This is a genomic window from Bacillus sp. FSL R9-9497 (genome assembly GCF_038005805.1).
Taxonomy (GTDB): domain Bacteria; phylum Bacillota; class Bacilli; order Bacillales; family Bacillaceae_G; genus Bacillus_A; species Bacillus_A cereus.
This window is the reverse complement of sequence record NZ_JBBOTY010000002.1, coordinates 334,513-352,169: the sequence shown is the minus strand read 5'-3', so window position 1 is coordinate 352,169 and position 17,657 is coordinate 334,513. Positions and strand designations below refer to the sequence as shown.

Here is a 17,657-nt window from a genome sequence, read left to right as displayed (position 1 = left end):
GGGGCTTTTAAGATGGACCGGCAAGTAAGAATGGTTGCCTTTTATGCGACAAACGAAAACGTAGGAAAAAGTACGTTAAGTATTGCGATGGCAAATGAGTTAGCTCATTTAGGGAAAAAGGTGCTTTATGTAGAAGCGGACCAAGTAAGACCAAACTTCGCGGTTGGAACAGGTCTTAGCCATGAGAGTAAAAATATGCTAGGGCTTGTAAGAAAAGAAAATGAATACAATCTCTTGCAGTATATTTGTACCAAGCAAGATTTACTAGAAAAAAAAGTGAATCCAAGGTTGACGCAAAAATTACACGATAAGATGGATTTTCTGGTGTTTCCATCAGGTTATAGTTTAACTCAATTTCCAGAGATTCAAAACAAAGAATTGTTTGTAACGACATTTATCGAATCACTTGTAGATACAGAATATGACTACATCATCCTATCGGTACCAACTGAATTATCCGAGGTGCTTAGTTACCCAATCCTATACCAATCAGACCTTGTTGTTCATGTGCTAAATGGCAACCCTCGTGGTGCGTTAGCAATTAAAAGAGAATTACAACTAATAGAAGAAGCAAAGCTAACATTACCTCGTATGATTCATGTTTTGAATATGGGAGACGAGGACTATGTAGAAGATATTGAAAAGCTTTCTTCCCAAAACATTGCAGTGACAATTCCGTATGACAGAGATCGTACGAGTTATGAATGGGGGATGCAATTTGGTTCCCCGCAAATTAATGCAAAGGTCCATCATATTATGGAAGCAGCTGGTCTTGATATTCCATCCCAGCACTCCTCTATGAAAAAGGGTCTCTTTGGTTTACGAAATTAAAAAGGTGGCAAGTAGTATGTGGGGCTATTTACAGGAAAAACAAGTATTCTTAAAGCGAAATCGAGTGGATTTATATCACTTTGGTTATAGGATTCGTTCTAAATCGGTGCGAAAGTTAGGAACAACTACAGCTCAACAAATTAAAGATATTACAGATGAAATTCGTGCATTTTTAGTAAAAGAACATCGTGATATCTTAAGCGAATCCTTTATGAATAAAGAGAAGAGAACAGCTGTGGAGCAAATTATTAAAGGCTTTTTACTAAGCAATCAAGTCGTCGTTTTAGATGTACCTTCAGAACAGTTACTAAATATGGTGTGTGATGAAATTGTTGGATTTGGGATTATAGAACCTTTAAAAGAAGATAAGGATGTAACTGATATTTATATCAATGGTACAAAAGAAATCATTTACGAAAAAATCGGAGAGGGAGAATGTACATTTCCTTACCGATTTGAGACAGAAGAAGAAGTGAAAGCCCTAGCTTATAAGATGGTAAACAGTACATCAGATTCATTAAATACAGCAAAGCCATATGTTGACTGCGTATTTCCGTATATACGTATCAATATTGCGTTAGATGAACTTGGGGGACTCGGAACAACGATAACGATTCGTAAGAATGCGGATCACCTTCGTGCTTCTGAAGAGCGGATGTTATCTACCAATCAAGCATCGAAAGAAATGTTGAACTTTTTGGCTGCAGCTGTGAAAGCCAAAATGAATATTTTAGTTGCTGGAGCTACGGGTACAGGGAAATCAGAGTTTATGAAATATCTTGCTTCTCACATTCCGAAAGGAAAGAAAAAAGAACGTACTCTTGTAGTAGAAGATAACCCTGAATTATATTTGCATCGCATTTTTCCAGAACATCATTTTGTTCCGATGCAGTGTAGGGCATCGGAAGTAGAAGAAAATGCAATCGACTTTGATAGATTGTTAACAAATGCTTTACGTCAAGGGCCCAAGCGATTAATTGTAGGGGAATCGAGGGGGAAAGAAGCGTTAAAAATGATTAACTTTTTCCAAACAGGACATCCTGGTTTCACTTCTGTCCATGCAAGAAGTGCAAAAGAAGCAGTTAGGCGTTTAATGCTTATGTGTCTGCAAAGTGGTGCGAATATTGATGCCCAGTATTTATATGAATTGATTTCACAGACATTTGATGTAATTGTCTTTTTGGAAAAGAAAGATGATGGAAATCGTTATATTACAGAGATGATTGAACTATTGGATTATCAGGAAGATATACAGTTTAATCCATTGTCTCAGTTTATGCCAACATATGAGAAACAAGATGAAATGAATGAAAGAATAGGGAAAATTCATGGCCAACATATTATTACAGCAAAAATGTCAGCTGAAATGGAGAAGAAATTCCGTTCTTCTACTGTAAATCCAGCTCTTTATGCGCCATTCCTTTCACAAAAGGAGGTGCAGTATGCATAGTTTGTTAGCCTATGGATGTATATTTTTAATCTTTATTAGTGTAGGATTGCTCGTTTTACTTTTTGCGAAATCTAAAGGTTCTGCTCTTTCTCAATTTGTTCAAGAAAATGAGAAAGAAGAAAGGCGCTTGGAATTAAGAAATATCAAAGGGATACGAATGTATTTGCCACAATCCGTTATCCAAGAAGCCCAAAAGTACGAGTGGAAATTAACAAAAAGTATGTACTGGGTATATACGATTCTTTCCGGAATGAGTATTGCAGCAGTATTCTATTTTTCTTTTGGTAGAGATCCTTTTACACTGATTACCGTTTCATCTGGATTTTTAGTTCCAAGGTTTCTTCTTTATCGAAGAAAAAAACGTTACTACTTGGTTGTCATTGACCGTCTTTCTATCTATATGAAAGCTGTAGCAAATGCACTTCAAATTAGTAACAATGCAAAACGGGTATTAGTTCAGGTGAAGCCAATGATGCATGAAAGCATTCAAGAAGAAATAGAGAAAGTTTCTCTTTTATTAGAAGGTGGAACCACAATGCATCGTGCATTTAGAGGATTCAATGAAACGTTTAACTTTAGAGAATTGGTTTTCTTCCATGAAATGTTGGAAGTGTGCAGCCGAGAAGGTGGAACAAATTCAGTTCAAGTCTTACTAGATATTGCAGAAGATTTCGAAAAACAAAAGCTATACCTGGCAAGATTGCGTTCTAGTTTGTCGCAAGCGCAACGTGCCTTTGTACAGAACTGCTTAATTGTCATTGCTATGCCGATTGTTATTATGTTGATGTCAAAAGAAGCATATGGATTTTTAGCAGGTTCTATGATGGGAAAAATCGCGTTAGCGGTAAATATGTTCATTGTCTTTTTCTTAGCAACCCGTGTAGAAAAGATTGCAAATTATAACCCAACAGAAAGAGGGGAATAAGGTGGCTACGATTTTAGCTGTAGTGGTATTCGTTGTCATGTACTGGGTATTCTCTACCTTTCTACAAAGTAAAAAAGATAGCGGTAGCTTACTTACGAACTATGTAGAAAATGCAAAACGAATTGAAAAGAAGAATTTAAATCAGATGATGCTCGCGCCCTTCCAGTCGTTATCACATAAGTACCTGACAGAAGAAAAGAAAGAGCAGATTCAGAAAAAATTAGAAGAAGCTGGCCTGGATACGAAACCAGAAGAATATTTAAAGATGAAGGTAGCATATCCCATCATTTTCACCTCTGTTTTCTTGATATGTACGGTGTTCCATGATTACTACTTATTTAAAGTGGGAGTTTTGATTTCACCACTGCTTTACTTCTATCCTGATTATCTATTAAAGAGAAGAATCAAGCAGGCGATAGAAGCTAGGAAGTTCGAATTACCAGAGTATTTAATTCCTATGCTGCAGCTGTTAAAAACACATACAACATTAGAAGCAGTAAAAAAGGCAGAGATATATGCTGGAAGACATCTTCGTCCGTATGTATCTACACTTACTGCGGAATTAGAAATGTATGCTGGCTCGGATCAACCATTTCGAAACTTTGCTGCTGCTTTAAATAGTCCAGAAGTAAATACCTTTACGATTGCATTGCAACAAGCGCAAAAAACGGACAAGGTACAGAGTCTTCGTATTATGGATGCACAGATTAAAATGATGCGTGAGTTAAAACATGAGAACTATAACCGTCTCATTCAAAATAAGCCGATGGAAATGAATAAATTTAACGTCGCAGTTATTGGATGTATTGTGATTTATCCAATGGTGATTGTTATTCAATCCTTAATGCAAGGATTTGCAAGTTTATAGAAGACGTTATCAAAAATGGAATAGGTAAAGGAGCATTACAAATGTTAACAAAAATGAAGAATTGGTTAAAAAACGAAGACTCACAATTATCATCAGAAAACGGTATGTTAATCGCGTTAGCGGTCATTATCGTATTAGTGATTGGCCCGTTTGTATGGAAAGCAATTCAAGGCGGGTATGATACAATTCTAGCTCGATTTACAAAAGCATCAAACAATGCAGATGTGAATTCTTGGAACAAGTAATAGAAGTTTTAGATGAATGATGTTTATTACGTATAGCTCAAATAAATGGAGAAGGGAGATTCAATCATGTTAGCAAAAATGAAAAATTGGTTAAAAAATGAGGATTCGCAACTATCATCAGAAAACGGTATGTTAATCGCTCTGGCGGTAATTATCGTATTAGTAATTGGCCCATTTGTATGGAAGGCGATCCAAGGTGGTTATGATACGATCCTGGCAAGATTCACAAAAGCATCAAGCAATGCAGACGTAAATTCTTGGAATAAGTAATTAAAGATTTAAATAGATAAGTTCTAATTTTAGTAGATACTTAAAATTGATATATAAAGGAGACGAAATGAAATGTTAGCAAAAATGAAAAGTTGGTTAAAAAACGAAGACTCACAATTATCATCAGAAAACGGTATGTTAATCGCGTTAGCGGTGATTATTGTATTAGTAATTGGCCCGTTCGTATGGAAAGCAATCCAAGGTGGTTATGATACAATTCTAGCTCGATTCACAAAAGCATCAAGCAATGCAGATGTTGATTCTTGGAACAAAAAATAAATATAAAAATAAACGAGGGGGCTACTCTAAAAGTGGTTCCCTTTTTTACACAGTATTTTGGTATGAAATTAAGAGGGGAGTAAAGAAAATGAGCCTGTATATCATGGGATTATTTCTAAGTTATATGGTACTTAATGTATTTACCGACTTAAAGTATAGAAAAACAAAAAATATATGGCATTTCATTTTTTTAGTAGTAGGTTTAGGTATCACGTATTTTGCTGGAATACGAACGGGAAAAGAGATTGTAATTGTACTAACTATGGCCTTAGTATGTGGCTTATTGTTAGAGACATTTAAATTTTCTTCACCCGGTGATACGAAAATGCTTGTGGTGGCAGCTCTATATGTTAGCGATGTAGCAGAGGAATCGGCTATGCTTACCGCTATTACATTAACAGCTTTCCATTTACTATTCTTTTGGATTGCTAGCGTGTATCGTTTAATTAAAATTCTAGGGTTTGTAGGAGCGATTAAAGACCAATTGGAGCATGCTGCTTCTATATTTGGGGCAAAACTACCAAAGAAAGAAATACAGCTGATACAGAGCTTTCCAGGGGCTTGTTCTATTTTATTAGGAGCAATTGTGTATATTGCTTTGACTATTTATCAAAATGGAGGTATCTTGGCTTGAACAGTAGAATCATTCATCAAAGAGAAACCTATATTTACTTTACAATTTTTGCTCTAATAGGCGTTATTATTTTAAACATGTTTATTAATATATTGTTTGTATTAGCATATCCTTTACTAATAGGATTAATTGTGCAGGTTATCTTGTTGCAGAAGATAAAGAAGCCATTTTATCGGAGCGGAAAAGAATTAACAGAACAGTTAAAACTAAAAAATATGTTTCTAGTAGAATCAAATATTTTAGGAGATGAAGAAGGAACAGTTTATGAGGTGCATCAAATGCCTTTTACAATCTCTAATGGATTAATTAAAAAAGATAAGACTTATAAAGTGATAAAACAAGAGTATGAGAGAAAAGTCAAAGAGGATTTAACGAAAATTTCTAAATGGCAAGTTACAACAAAAGCTAGACTTGTTACGACAACTCATTTTCGTTTATATACAATTTGGCAGAAAAATAGTACCGGTTATCAATTGAAAAAAATTGAGGAGTGTGTTGATCCATACGCCAAGATGAACCTTATACAATGGATGATTGCTTCATTTTGTACGACTGGTCGTATTAAGTACGATAAGAAACCAAAAGAGTGGGCAAGCTATGAATGGATTACTTTAAGGTAAATAAAAAAGATAGAAAATAATAAAATGTACCCTATAGAATTGACACTAGAAAAAAGTCTATTCTATAGGGTACATTTTACATTGTATGTGTTTTTTCTCTTTGTGTAGTTTTTCAACAAAAAGAGCGATTTTAAGGCGCTTTATGGCCAATAACTATATTGATAAAGATGCTCAGGATTCCATTGTATGTATGTCTTTTAGATATGTGTAGGTTTAGACAAAACCGTTATCTCGTAGTAAGCAAAAAGAGCATACATGTAAGTATGCTCTTCGATAAGAAAGGTAGATCTCTATGAGCGGAGAGACTACATACAAAAGCGTATGTTTGTTTCCTTTAAATGTGAAGAAAAAATCAACAAAAGGTCAACGTGAACTCAATAAAAATGCAACAAAAACGCTATTGTATAAAAAAATCAAGTCAGAAATAAATATCTGATTTGATTTGAAATTAAAAATATAAACCTTTGCCTACTGGCTGAACAGTTTCTAGCACAGTATCAACCATTTCGTCATTAATTAATGTTCTTATAATCCAAGCTGAGAGGTCTTGTGCAGCAAAGCAACCTGCAGCAGTCGAAATATTGCCTTCGTTTACGAAACTTTTTTCAATAACGTCTACATCAAACTCTTTAAGTTGTTCAACTACGGATGGATATGTAGTTGCTTTTTTGCCAGTTAACAATTTTTTAGCTCCTAGTAGTAGTGAACCAGAACACATAGAGCCTATTAATTGTCTTTGAGGATCTACATGGATTTTATTAAGATATTGTTGATTTTTATATAAATCTTGTACACCCTTACCACTTGCAAATATTACAGCGTCAGCAGAAGGGATATTGGATATGCTTCCTGTCATGGGTATACGTAAACCAGACATGGATACATGAGTCTTTTCTGTTCCTAATAGTTGGACCTCCCAATCAGAAATACCACCAACTAGACGTACACGATTTAATAAATCCCATGGTAAAAAAACATCTATATCAGTAAAGTTATCGAAACAGACTATTGAAATTTTCATTCTCTAATCCTCCGTAATCGAAATGTTGGAAATGTTTAAATTATAACACTTTCAAATATAGTTAGTAAGGTTTAAGTTTTTCACTAAGGATAGTAGATAGGAAAAAGTGTATTGGATTGTAGAGAAACATCACAAAAATTTCAATTTGTATTAAGTTGGAATATAAAAAGAGTACTTAGTAATGTGCTCTCGTGACGAGCCTCATTTTATAACGACTATTTTATAAAGAAATGAACTCAGAATATTATATGTGCGCAGTCAATTGAGTAACTTGTACAAATAAAGAGCAGCTAGCAAAAGCTAACTGCTCAGGTAATGGAATATGGTTCGAAATGGGTTGTCTACAGTATTGACGGAATATTGGTTTTTATTCGTGAAGAATTACGTTTAACTTAATGCATAGCCAACGGTCAAAGTTAGTGTTAAAAACACTGATAATAAAAGTATTAGTAGAACGGTTGCTATGTTTCTAAGCATCGCAACCCAATTATTTATTTTAGAAAATCCTTTCATACCAGCAAAAAAAGTTCCTACTGTTAAAACTAGTAAAAAAATAAAGGGTAGATAGGTAGTGAATTCATAATAAAGGTTTTAACGATTAGGCATATTTAAGAATCTCGAACATAAGATGGTAATGACACCGAGAAGAATTCATTGTGTTCGCTACTCGCTTTAATACGTTTCGAAAAGGCACCTATTTAGGTGCTTTTTGTTTGCATCTTTCGAGATGGACGAGCATATATTGGAATGTGTGGATGGAAACCAATTTATATATCAGAGCACCTATCAATTATGGGTGTTCTTTTATTATGTAAACATTTTAACATTTTAGCCAAGAAGACTTCTTCCTCAAGGAGCGTGAAGGACCAAAGCTTAGTGAGTAGGTGGGAGATGGATTGGCTTCGAACATGGGATGGCAGGAAACCATCTTAATTGTTCGGCATACAGAAAGTGTTACTCCACTATCTATAGAACGTACGTTTTGTGTATAATAGTCATATACCGAAATGGAGGTGAATCAAATGATGATTAATAAAGCCTATAAGTTTCGTGTCTATCCAAATCAAGCACAAGCAATTCTAATTAACAAAACGATTGGTTGTTCTCGCTTTGTATTCAATCATTTCCTATCCTTATGGGATCACGCATACAAAGAGACAGGAAAAGGCTTGACCTATGGTACATGCTCTGCCAAACTCCCTGCCATGAAGAAAGAGTTTGTTTGGCTAAAAGAAGTGGATAGTATTGCGATTCAGTCGTCTGTTCGCAACCTTGCCGATGCTTATACGCGCTTTTAAAAAAAACAAAACAGCGCACCGCGCTTTAAATCTAAGAAGAACAACGTACAATCTTATACCACAAAACAAACAAATGAAAACATTGTCGTTGTAGGGAACAAAATAAAGTTGCCGAAATTAGGCCTTGTTCGATTTGCCAAAAGTCGTGAAGTAGAGGGACGTATTGTAAATGCTACAGTTAGACGGAACCCTTCTGGCAGATATTTTGTGTCACTATTAGTTGAAACAGAAGTACAAGAACTTCCGAAAACACATTCTTACATTGGAATAGATGTAGGACTAAAAGATTTCGCCATTTTGTCAGATGGAACACCTTATAAAAATCTGAAGTTTTTCCGAGCATTAGAAGATAAGTTAGCGAAAGCACAGCATGTTCTTTCTAGAAGAATGAAAGGATCTTCTCGCTGGAATAAACAACGAGTCAAGGTAGCTAGAATTCATGAATACATCTCAAATGCTAGAAAAGATTACTTGGACAAAATCTCAACTGAAATCATCAAAAACCATGATGTTATCGGTATAGAGGATTTGCAAGTATCGAATATGTTAAAGAATTATAAGTTAGCAAAAGCAATTAGTGAGGTATCTTGGTCACAGTTTCGAACAATGTTGGAATATAAAGCAAAATGGTATGGCAAACAAGTCATTGTCGTATCGAAAACATTTGCTTCCAGCCAATTATGTTCTTGTTGTGGATATCAAAATAAAGACGTTAAAAATCTAAGCCTACGTGAATGGGACTGTCCTTCTTGTCGTACACACCATGATAGGGATATTAACGCAAGTATCAATATAAAGAATGAAGCGATAAGGCTTCTAACCGCAAGGACTGCGGGGTTAGCCTAATCAATTAGAGTTCAGTAGAACTCTTTACTTAGGAATCCCTCACTTCTAAACGAAGTGAAAGTGGGGGTAGTTCAAAAGTTGTGTGAGAGTTGATAAATAGTATATTATCTTTCTCAATGTACATATTAAGAAAAGTTTTTAATATCATACATAAAAGGCGGGATAATATGAGTGAAAATAAGAAAAAGGAAGAATTGAATAAGATAAAGAAGTATTATTTTAATAAGGACAATCAACCAGTAGCTGGTATAGAGTTAATTTTGCCGCCGGATATAGGAATCATGTTAGACCCGAAATCAGTTAATGATGAAAGTAGAGATATTGATAATGAATAAGTTTAATTTAAGCATCCATGCGGGTGCTTTTTTCTTTGTTATATAGAAATTACACATTAGCCCCTTTAATACATGACTTAGGCATAGTTGGGAATGAGATCATATAATGATACTGAACGGTGTCCAACATGTTCCCCTATATTTTTTTAAGCGAGAGCACTTATTGGGGGAGTGCTCTCTTTCGCTTGCACATAAGGAGGCTTTCATCATACAATATTGAGTCAATGCCAACCAACTTATTCCGTTTCCGAGAGCTATATATATTCCGCTATAAAGCTCTTTTAGGTTGCGCCATTAGAACGGGCAAGGCATTGTCGTATATTTTATACTCAGAAGCTTAGGGCACTTTATAGTGTTCTCTTTTTATTGAACAAAATGGACATTTGAATAGAAAACATATCCTTAAAATAACCTTAATTTAACTATGGATTTAATAATACCTGAAAACTAAATGGTATAATTTTCTAAAGAAACTCAAATAAAGTTTATTTTAGAAAAGGGGTAGAGGAAAAATGTTTCAGAAACTTAAATTTTATTTAATGAGCATATTAATTAGTGCATTTTTAGGTGGGATTATCATAGGTGCTAATTTCTTGGTACATAACATATATAATTTAGTTGCAGGTAAAGAATATCAATTTAATATGTGGTCTTCTATTATTATATTTAGTGTTGTATTTATTTCGGGTTTCTCGTACATGTTGAAGAAGGGACCAGATATACTTGTTAATGATTAAACCAATAGCAATTATCGTAGGCGCTGCCGTGATCTGGGTAGCGTCTTGTTTGTTGTTAAGGAAAGATAAAGGATGAAATAGACTTGCAAATTGAAATATTATTAGTCTAAAACATAAAATATAGACTAATAAACAAGCTGTTTTCACCTTTTAATCATAGAATATGATGAATTCTATTTTTAGAGGAGGGAATCATATCTATGGGATGGAATAATAATTTTGGACATTCTCGAGATTGTAATAGATTTTGGGATGATTTAGTATTTTGCGGATGCGGTCGTAGACGTAGAAGAAACGATTTTAACGACTGTCATTGTAGACGCGATTGCGATTGTGATGAGTGTCGTCGTAGACGTGATCATGACCGCAATCGTGATCATGATCATGGTGAACATCGAGATTGGTAAAGTCTTTTGAAGGAGTGCATATCTTAATAGCACTCTTTTTTATTTTATAAAGAATTCACTTTAAACATTTCTTATAACTAAGAATACTTATGTAAATATGGGAAACATATTTAATTCTTGGAATGAGGGGATCGATGTGGATATAACGCAAAGTATTGCAAGAATAGTTGTTAATGGGATAGATCTTCCGTTTACTTCAGTTAGAACAACTGCATGGATTAATGGACCTGCAAATGATTTAATTGTTACGACTAGGCAAAGAGTGAATGAGCTTTATCGTGTTATGTGGTCGCGGGTGCCAGTCATGCTAACAATGTATTTCATTCATGGGGCGGACATAGTGAGATTTGCTAGAGTTGCAGGAGTTGATGAAAGTATAACGGGAGAATATATATATCATTTTATTTGGTGATAAGACAAACTTTAAGTAGCCTAACAGCTGCTTTTTTATTTTATAAAAAAAAACCTGCAAACCTGCAGATTCTCCTGATAATGATTTATGGAGCAAGACCCGAAAATATAATATAATAATTCGAAAATGAGTTCAAGTAAATAAAAAGAACAAGCTGGAGTTCGGGCCCTTTCAGAAGTGATGATGTATTCTCGGCTTGGGAACTGAGAAAAACACAAAAATATAATACATCGAGTTTTAGAAAATTTCAATATTAAATTAAATATTATCGTGGAGGGAGTTATATCATTTGATGAAGAAAACAAGGTAGTGATAAAGCATATGAATTTTAAAAAAATGAGCGGGATATCTTAAGAAAACATAAAATTATTGAAATTTTTGTATGAATTCATTAATATGGAATTATATTTATTGTTTAATTGATTCCGTTTATTCCCACACCTTATTGTTTTGTGGTTGAGTTGTAGAAGCAAGTTGCGTCTTGTTTCATTTATGAAAGGGCTTTTTTGAGTCGATTAGTGTATATATAGCTTATTTTGCTATGCACATTTTTAATCGACTTGAAGAAGCCCTTTTTGTATTGTCTTCAAGTTAGGAATCATTTGTAAAAAGGTCTTTAGATTTAGGTATACAAATAAAAAAGGGGGAATCTATTTGTATCATGTCTATTTCAATGGATGTATACGAGATTTCCTTTTTTATTGGAGAGATGCTTTAGAGGGAAAAGTTATCGCTTTACTGCAATCCGTGATTTTCTAGAAATGGATGCTCATTCTACACAGCTATCATGTAAAAACTGCAGATGTAGATTGTCTTTTTAATGTTACTTGTTACTCGTTATAGGGAAAGTTATCATGCAATGAAGAGTGAGAAATCAAGAATTATAAAAAATATAGTATGTTGGAAATAATATATTTAGATGTTATAATTAAAATCTCTAAAACTACCCAAAAAAGACTACCAATATGAAATTGTACCCCAATTGTTAATTATGTGTCTAACAATTGGGGTGCACTTCACAAATGGTGGTCTTTTTTATATAGGTGAGATTGTACTAGTATGATAAAGTAGAATTAACTGTATATTGTGAGGGTGATTATTTATTCCTTCTTTCTATTTAAAAGAAAAGGGGGAGAGAATATATCTATAGATTTTTTGTTTGAGCTTCTAAAAGAATTTGTGAAAGCAATTGTAAGTGAAGTTTCTGCGTATGTTTTTAGGAAACAAACTTTAGAAAAAAGATAACAAAAAACAATCCCCGTTGCCATCGGAAGCAAAAGGGTAGGTTTCGTAAAAATAAATGATATAACTACCATCCTGACGGTAGCAATTACTAGAAGTGATGTTAGCGCATCTCTTCTTTTTTATGTACATTTGACATAAAAAATTAATGAGCACGTAATAGATATAATGTACAAAAGAAAAGACACTCAAAAGTGTCTTCTTACGATTTGAACCGTCGTAATATGGAATTGGATACCAATCCGAGCATTATTTTCCCACGTTAAATAATTTTGGTTATTGAGAAAGAATAAAAGCACTCTTTCGAGTGCCTTCAACTATTCAACTTTTAAATTAATTTCTTTACCTGTCATACCGCCACTTGCTTTTAAGAAAAGACCTTCAGCATCTTTTGGTATATCAAATACAATTTTACCTGTCTGTGTTAGACCAGGATTCAATTGTTTTAAGAAGAAGTCAGTTTTCCCACCATTAGCTAAGTCAAAAGATGTTTGACCTTGTGTTGAATATGTGAATTCACGACCTTTGCTATCTACTAATTTAAAACTATTAGCATCAACAGTGATAGCGTCTTTTTGATTATTAGTAAGTGTAACTTCTAAAATTTTAAAGACACCTTGTGCTTGTTCTTTTGTATATTCATTACCCACAGAATCTACTGTTTCCATAGATCCTACAGCGATTTTTACATCAGAAGATACACCTTCTTTTGATACTGCTTTAGTGTCTGTTGAAGTTTTTTCAGTTGTGTCTCCACCACCAGCGACCATAGCAATTATTCCGATTACAAATAAAGCTATAATGCCTAGGCATCCAAATTTGAATATTTTTCCCACGTTTGTTCCTCCAATTATGTAAAATATAAGATTGCCAAGCTAATAATAACAAACTATATATAAAGATATTGTCATATTATGTCGAAAGGAAATAAAAAAGATAGTTTAGAATTTTCAGGCTAAAATTCCGTCTTATAACCTATTTTTCCTCGCATCTTGGCTGTACTTCTTATTCATAAAAAAAGACACCTAAAGGTGCCTTCTTCCTACTTAAACCACTTTAATTTTTGGGCTCTCATTCTTACCGAATGGAAAGTAGAGATGATTCAATTATGTACCGATCTGGAGCGTCTCCTATATAGTCAAAAGGATAACAAGTTGTTAATGTTGGCTCACTTTTTTCTACAATAACTGTTCGATCTTCTGAATCTGTTATCCAATGCTTGTTAATTTTATATGTATATGTTTTATTTTCATATTCCACGATAAGTTGGTCATTTTCCTTTAGTTGACCAAGATCGGTAAAAACAGTATCTCTATGTCCACTTAAAACTGTATGACCATTTCCAGATGGTGTAGTAGTTAAGCCACTAACAAACATACCTACACCCTTTTTTAGTACTTTATCATCAGCTCCCCAATATACAGAGTATTTCTTTATTTGAATAAAAAATGGTCCTTACATTACGTAAGAACCTCAAAATCGAAGAAAAAAGTCGTATGTGAAACCATGTAGGAATCACAATCATATTTCAACACCTATATATAGTTGTCTATATATGATTGAACAAAATAGTTATTTAAACGAAGGAGCTCTAGATTTAGGGATCTAGAGCTTCTTGTGTTGGTATAACCCACACGGTTTATGAAAAGAAAAGAACTTACTGAAGATAACACATGAATGTTTCATAAATGTATCAAAAAAGTGAACAAAATAGTTATTTTATCAAAGAAAAAACATGCACAAAAATTGCGCATGTATAATAAAAATCTATGTCTTGTCTATGTAAATATATGATTGGCTTATAAAAATCGTGAGGGTGTTTGAAGAAAACGGTTATTTATTAACAAATCAAAAGAGCGCTTTTTAAGGCGCTCCATGACCAAAACTAATATTGACAAAGAATACCACATGATATTTTATGTATGTTCTTAATAAATGTGCAGTTTTTAACCAAATTCTTATTTTGCACAACAAAGCAGCTAGTTCATAAAACTAACTGCCTGTTGTACAAAGGAAAAGCCGCACTTACAGAAATAGTTTGTAACTTTAAGTTACAGAAATAGTATGAGCAGATTTGAAAATGTTATTCGGAAATAAAAGAAAATAAAAAAGACCAGCTAGCAAAAGCTAACTGCTCTCCAGAAAAGCATTAAGAAGGAAGTTCAGAACTCAAGTGCATTTATAGTATGGACCAAAATATCAAGTTTATGTAACAAAAATAAAAATCGAGCAGTTAATGGGAGAAACTACTCGATTCGATACAACATGGGTAAGAAGCAGATTGTATTGTGATTAACATTAACGGAATATTGAATTTTATTCAACTTTTAACAAAATCGTTATTTGAAAATAAATAACCACAATAACGTCAGGCAATCAAGTTGCCTGCTATGTTCTTGCATGGTAAATGATAGATTTCCCTACAAAAGAGAAAAATAATAAAAAAGGTTTTTAAATGAAATTCATAAAAGTTTGATAGGCCATGCCGAGGGAAAATACCGTTGCTACCGCATGGGCAGTCCATTTAGGCATATTTAACTTTAATATAGTGTTGTATAAGATTCCATATACGATACAAATGGCTAATACAAATGCAATTAATTGAAGTGCTAACAGAAATAGTGGTTGTTCTAAAGCACTAAATTCAAGTTGTTCCATTAATTTATCACACCCTTTATTTAATATATTAATATAATTAATTAAAAAATAAAGGATTTATTTCTATAAAGTTCCAAATGTATGAGGTTATAGAGTAAGAAAGTGAATTTGAACCAAAACGCTATTTTAATAAGAGTTGGTTCTCACTCGAAAGCAAGGATTGTATAGGAAGTCCCAAAATGTTCTTTTTAGATGTATTAATAGTTAGGGAAACATAAATCTGGAAATAAAACTTGATATTCTGGGATTAATCGAAGGTCAACAGTTGTACTTGCAAAGGATTTATATTTTGTTTCTAATTCAGCTAGTGTAACTAGGTGATGCGTACCTAAGCCCTTCTGTATGCTATGTTTAGAAAGGGTTGGACCAATTTGTAATTTTCGATTTTTCATAGCTATGTTCCATGGACTGTAAAAGAATTTTAAAACGAAAGCAGGGTACATGTAAACGATAAAGGAATGATTTGACCAATGCCTTCCGGCTATATAGTTACCATGCGAATAATTGTGGATTAGTCTACCTCCGTAGTATGGGGCAGGTGGAGTAGGATGGATTATTCTCCCGTGATAACGCTGTTTGACAAGGGGAATTCCGTATCTCGGATTGGAATAACCATGAGTCGGGTCATCTACCATCAGAATAGTCCTAATAGCATACATGTTTTGCCCTAAAGTGACAAGAGATGAGAAAAAGGCTTCCTTATCAAAACAGCAAAGAAATTCAGTGGTATTTAATACCATTTTCCACCCTGTAAGTTCTTTTTCTATGTTCATTACTTCTTGATCAACTAATATGGCATCAAACTCTACTACTTTTGAATGGCGGATTTCCCAATGAGGTGCAAATAATCTACATATTTCTACTGAGCGATCAGTAGATCCTCGATTAATAAGAATACCGTGATCAAATAGTCTTGTGTGGTGCATTAGCCACCATGGGAGTAGATACTCTTCATTGTAAAAATGGGAAATTAAAGTTGTATTAATGAAAAAACCCTCCTTATAAATATGGATAAAATATTTCTTGCACTAGTATAATGTTTATCCTAGTAAATATGCATGTCGTGAGTATATTTGAGCAAAATGTTTATTGACAAATATAAAGAGCGCTTTTTAAGGCGCTCTAAAACAAGATATATTTTGAAAGAGGAATCAAAGCATTATATGCATACTGTTTTAGAATGTTGTAGTTTGAAAGTTTAATTGTAATAAAAAATAAAGCCAACATATAAGTGTGCCTTTATGAACGCTTTGAATGTGTATAGTGACTAGCTAGTCACTATACACCATTATTAGGATTTTAATTCCAATAATGGTTGTTGAGAAATAAAAATCTTATTTTGCACAACAAAGCAGCCATCTCTAATTAGCTAACTATTTGTTGTACAAAAGAAATTAGGCCCTACAAGTTCGGATATGTAACTTTAAGTTACAGTTATAGTATGCACAAGACTCCACATGTTATGTGGGTGCAACTTAATAAAAATTTCATTTTGTATTAAGTTGGAATATAAAAAGAGCACTTAATAAAGTGCTCTCGTGACGAGACTCATTTTATAACGACTATTTTATAAAGAAAGGAACTCAAGATATTATATGTGAACCAGTTAATTGAGTACCTTGTACATATAAAGAGCAGCTAACAAAAGTTAACTGCTCAGGCAATGGAATATAGTTCGAAATGGGGTATCTACAGTATTAACGGAATATTGAGTTTTATTCAGGGAAGGTGCTGTTAGTTGAGGAAATGGATCCAACTGAAAAAATTGAATGGAAATGTATTGGATTTCCGAGCTATAAAACCTTAGAAGAGATTTATAAGGAGAAAGAAATAAACAATTTGGTCTGAAGATACGCTGTGTGTGGTTGTAAGTTTAGAAAACTGAACAAAATCATCCTTTTAAAATAAAGTGAGGTTAGGAAAATGAGAGTGAGCTTAGAAGGTGTGAAATTTTTTATAGAAATACTCGATGGAGAAAGTGTGGAAATATAGTAGACATAGTAAAAGATGCTGGTAGTAATGGAATGTTCGAACTCGCCATTAATGAAGAAGTAAAAGATGGATATACACTGCATTCAGTTGTTCCGTAATTAGGTCCAAGTGGTGAAACTGAGAAATACATTATGATCTTTTTCTATGTTCACGATGATGAAGAAGATGAAGAATAGATAATAAAGAAAAATGAATCCATAACGAGTGCTTTTTTCTTTGTTATATAGAAATTACACATTAACCAGTTTTAATAGATGTATTAGTTATAGTTGGTGAATCCATATAATAAATATAATAATACTGAACGGTTTCCTACATTTACCCTTATATTTTTCAAGAGAGAGCACTTATTGGGGAGTGCTTTCTCTTGTTTTCACCTTTTGATGAGGACAAGCATATATTGAAGTGTAGGGCAGGCTTACTGGCTTGTATCTATCCTTATTTTAATGCTCATTGAAAACCCTTATCACATTAAGAGGATCTACTGGCGCAGGTCCTCATTTTTTATTGAACAAAATGGACATTTGAATGGATAATGCCTTCCTTAAAATAACTGTAATTAAAAAACAGTTTTTATAAAAAGTATA

General features: G+C 33.6%; 17 protein-coding genes and 3 pseudogenes. 15 read left to right on the top strand and 5 right to left on the bottom strand.

Annotated features, from left to right (window positions below; genetic code table 11):
- Positions 1-12 precede the first annotated feature (12 nt).
- The 9 genes from MKY21_RS29235 to MKY21_RS29195 all read left to right on the top strand — a co-directional run bounded on the left by MKY21_RS29235 (position 13) and on the right by MKY21_RS29195 (position 6,122).
- Positions 13-831, top strand: a complete 819-nt coding sequence (locus tag MKY21_RS29235) for an AAA family ATPase (protein ID WP_086423471.1) — start codon at positions 13-15, stop codon at positions 829-831.
- Positions 832-847: 16 nt separating this feature from the next.
- Positions 848-2,281, top strand: a complete 1,434-nt coding sequence (locus MKY21_RS29230) for a CpaF family protein (protein WP_098542399.1) — start codon at positions 848-850, stop codon at positions 2,279-2,281.
- Complete coding sequence (locus MKY21_RS29225) at positions 2,274-3,206, top strand: type II secretion system F family protein (protein WP_098542400.1); 933 nt, start codon at positions 2,274-2,276, stop codon at positions 3,204-3,206. Before MKY21_RS29230 ends, MKY21_RS29225 begins: the two co-directional genes overlap by 8 nt.
- 1 nt (position 3,207) lies before the next feature.
- Positions 3,208-4,074, top strand: coding sequence for a hypothetical protein (locus MKY21_RS29220; protein WP_000201168.1), 867 nt, complete (start codon positions 3,208-3,210; stop codon positions 4,072-4,074).
- Positions 4,075-4,115: 41 nt separating this feature from the next.
- Complete coding sequence (locus tag MKY21_RS29215) at positions 4,116-4,319, top strand: hypothetical protein (protein WP_000956352.1); 204 nt, start codon at positions 4,116-4,118, stop codon at positions 4,317-4,319.
- Between the two features lie 66 nt (positions 4,320-4,385).
- Positions 4,386-4,589, top strand: a complete 204-nt coding sequence (locus tag MKY21_RS29210) for a hypothetical protein (protein WP_000879955.1) — start codon at positions 4,386-4,388, stop codon at positions 4,587-4,589.
- 72 nt (positions 4,590-4,661) lie between these two features.
- Positions 4,662-4,868 (top strand): hypothetical protein, encoded by a 207-nt coding sequence (locus MKY21_RS29205; RefSeq protein ID WP_000879960.1) that lies wholly within the window; start codon positions 4,662-4,664, stop codon positions 4,866-4,868.
- Between the two features lie 88 nt (positions 4,869-4,956).
- Positions 4,957-5,502: a hypothetical protein gene (locus MKY21_RS29200; RefSeq protein ID WP_000061107.1), complete on the top strand. Its 546-nt coding sequence runs from the start codon at positions 4,957-4,959 to the stop codon at positions 5,500-5,502.
- Positions 5,499-6,122 (top strand): hypothetical protein, encoded by a 624-nt coding sequence (locus MKY21_RS29195; RefSeq protein WP_001088462.1) that lies wholly within the window; start codon positions 5,499-5,501, stop codon positions 6,120-6,122. The genes MKY21_RS29200 and MKY21_RS29195 overlap by 4 nt, the downstream gene beginning before the upstream one ends.
- Positions 6,123-6,570: 448 nt before the next feature.
- Here the strand turns inward: MKY21_RS29195 and MKY21_RS29190 are convergent, their stop codons facing one another.
- On the bottom strand, positions 6,571-7,143 hold the full coding sequence (locus tag MKY21_RS29190) for a DJ-1/PfpI family protein (RefSeq protein WP_109141061.1): 573 nt from the start codon (positions 7,141-7,143) through the stop codon (positions 6,571-6,573).
- A 1,022-nt stretch (positions 7,144-8,165) separates the two neighbouring features.
- On the opposite strand from MKY21_RS29190, the pseudogene tnpB reads away from it, so the two are divergent.
- From tnpB to MKY21_RS29160, 6 genes and pseudogenes are all read left to right on the top strand, one after another.
- A pseudogene (tnpB, locus tag MKY21_RS29185) lies at positions 8,166-9,287 on the top strand (IS200/IS605 family element RNA-guided endonuclease TnpB).
- Between the two features lie 167 nt (positions 9,288-9,454).
- Positions 9,455-9,622 carry a hypothetical protein gene (locus tag MKY21_RS29180; protein WP_001293562.1) on the top strand — a complete coding sequence of 56 codons (168 nt, stop codon included), beginning with the start codon at positions 9,455-9,457 and terminating at the stop codon, positions 9,620-9,622.
- A 512-nt stretch (positions 9,623-10,134) separates the two neighbouring features.
- Positions 10,135-10,359: a hypothetical protein gene (locus tag MKY21_RS29175; RefSeq protein WP_000486797.1), complete on the top strand. Its 225-nt coding sequence runs from the start codon at positions 10,135-10,137 to the stop codon at positions 10,357-10,359.
- 200 nt (positions 10,360-10,559) lie between these two features.
- Entirely contained in the window at positions 10,560-10,766 is a 207-nt protein-coding gene (locus MKY21_RS29170) for a hypothetical protein (RefSeq protein ID WP_016090324.1), read from the top strand.
- A gap of 97 nt (positions 10,767-10,863) precedes the next feature.
- Positions 10,864-11,178 (top strand): hypothetical protein, encoded by a 315-nt coding sequence (locus MKY21_RS29165; RefSeq protein ID WP_001999512.1) that lies wholly within the window; start codon positions 10,864-10,866, stop codon positions 11,176-11,178.
- Positions 11,179-11,802: 624 nt separating this feature from the next.
- Positions 11,803-11,997 (top strand): annotated as a pseudogene (locus tag MKY21_RS29160) (hypothetical protein); the annotation flags it as partial.
- A 740-nt stretch (positions 11,998-12,737) separates the two neighbouring features.
- On the opposite strand, the gene MKY21_RS29155 reads toward MKY21_RS29160, so the two are convergent.
- The 4 genes and pseudogenes from MKY21_RS29155 to MKY21_RS29140 form a co-directional block, all read right to left on the bottom strand.
- Positions 12,738-13,256, bottom strand: a complete 519-nt coding sequence (locus MKY21_RS29155; RefSeq protein WP_061663059.1) for a DUF4352 domain-containing protein — start codon at positions 13,254-13,256, stop codon at positions 12,738-12,740.
- 241 nt (positions 13,257-13,497) lie between these two features.
- Positions 13,498-13,854 (bottom strand): annotated as a pseudogene (locus tag MKY21_RS29150) (sortase); the annotation flags it as partial.
- Positions 13,855-14,871: 1,017 nt separating this feature from the next.
- Complete coding sequence (locus MKY21_RS29145) at positions 14,872-15,078, bottom strand: hypothetical protein (protein ID WP_000436148.1); 207 nt, start codon at positions 15,076-15,078, stop codon at positions 14,872-14,874.
- A 197-nt stretch (positions 15,079-15,275) separates the two neighbouring features.
- Complete coding sequence (locus tag MKY21_RS29140; RefSeq protein WP_341078260.1) at positions 15,276-16,004, bottom strand: glycosyltransferase family 2 protein; 729 nt, start codon at positions 16,002-16,004, stop codon at positions 15,276-15,278.
- Positions 16,005-17,657 lie beyond the last annotated feature (1,653 nt).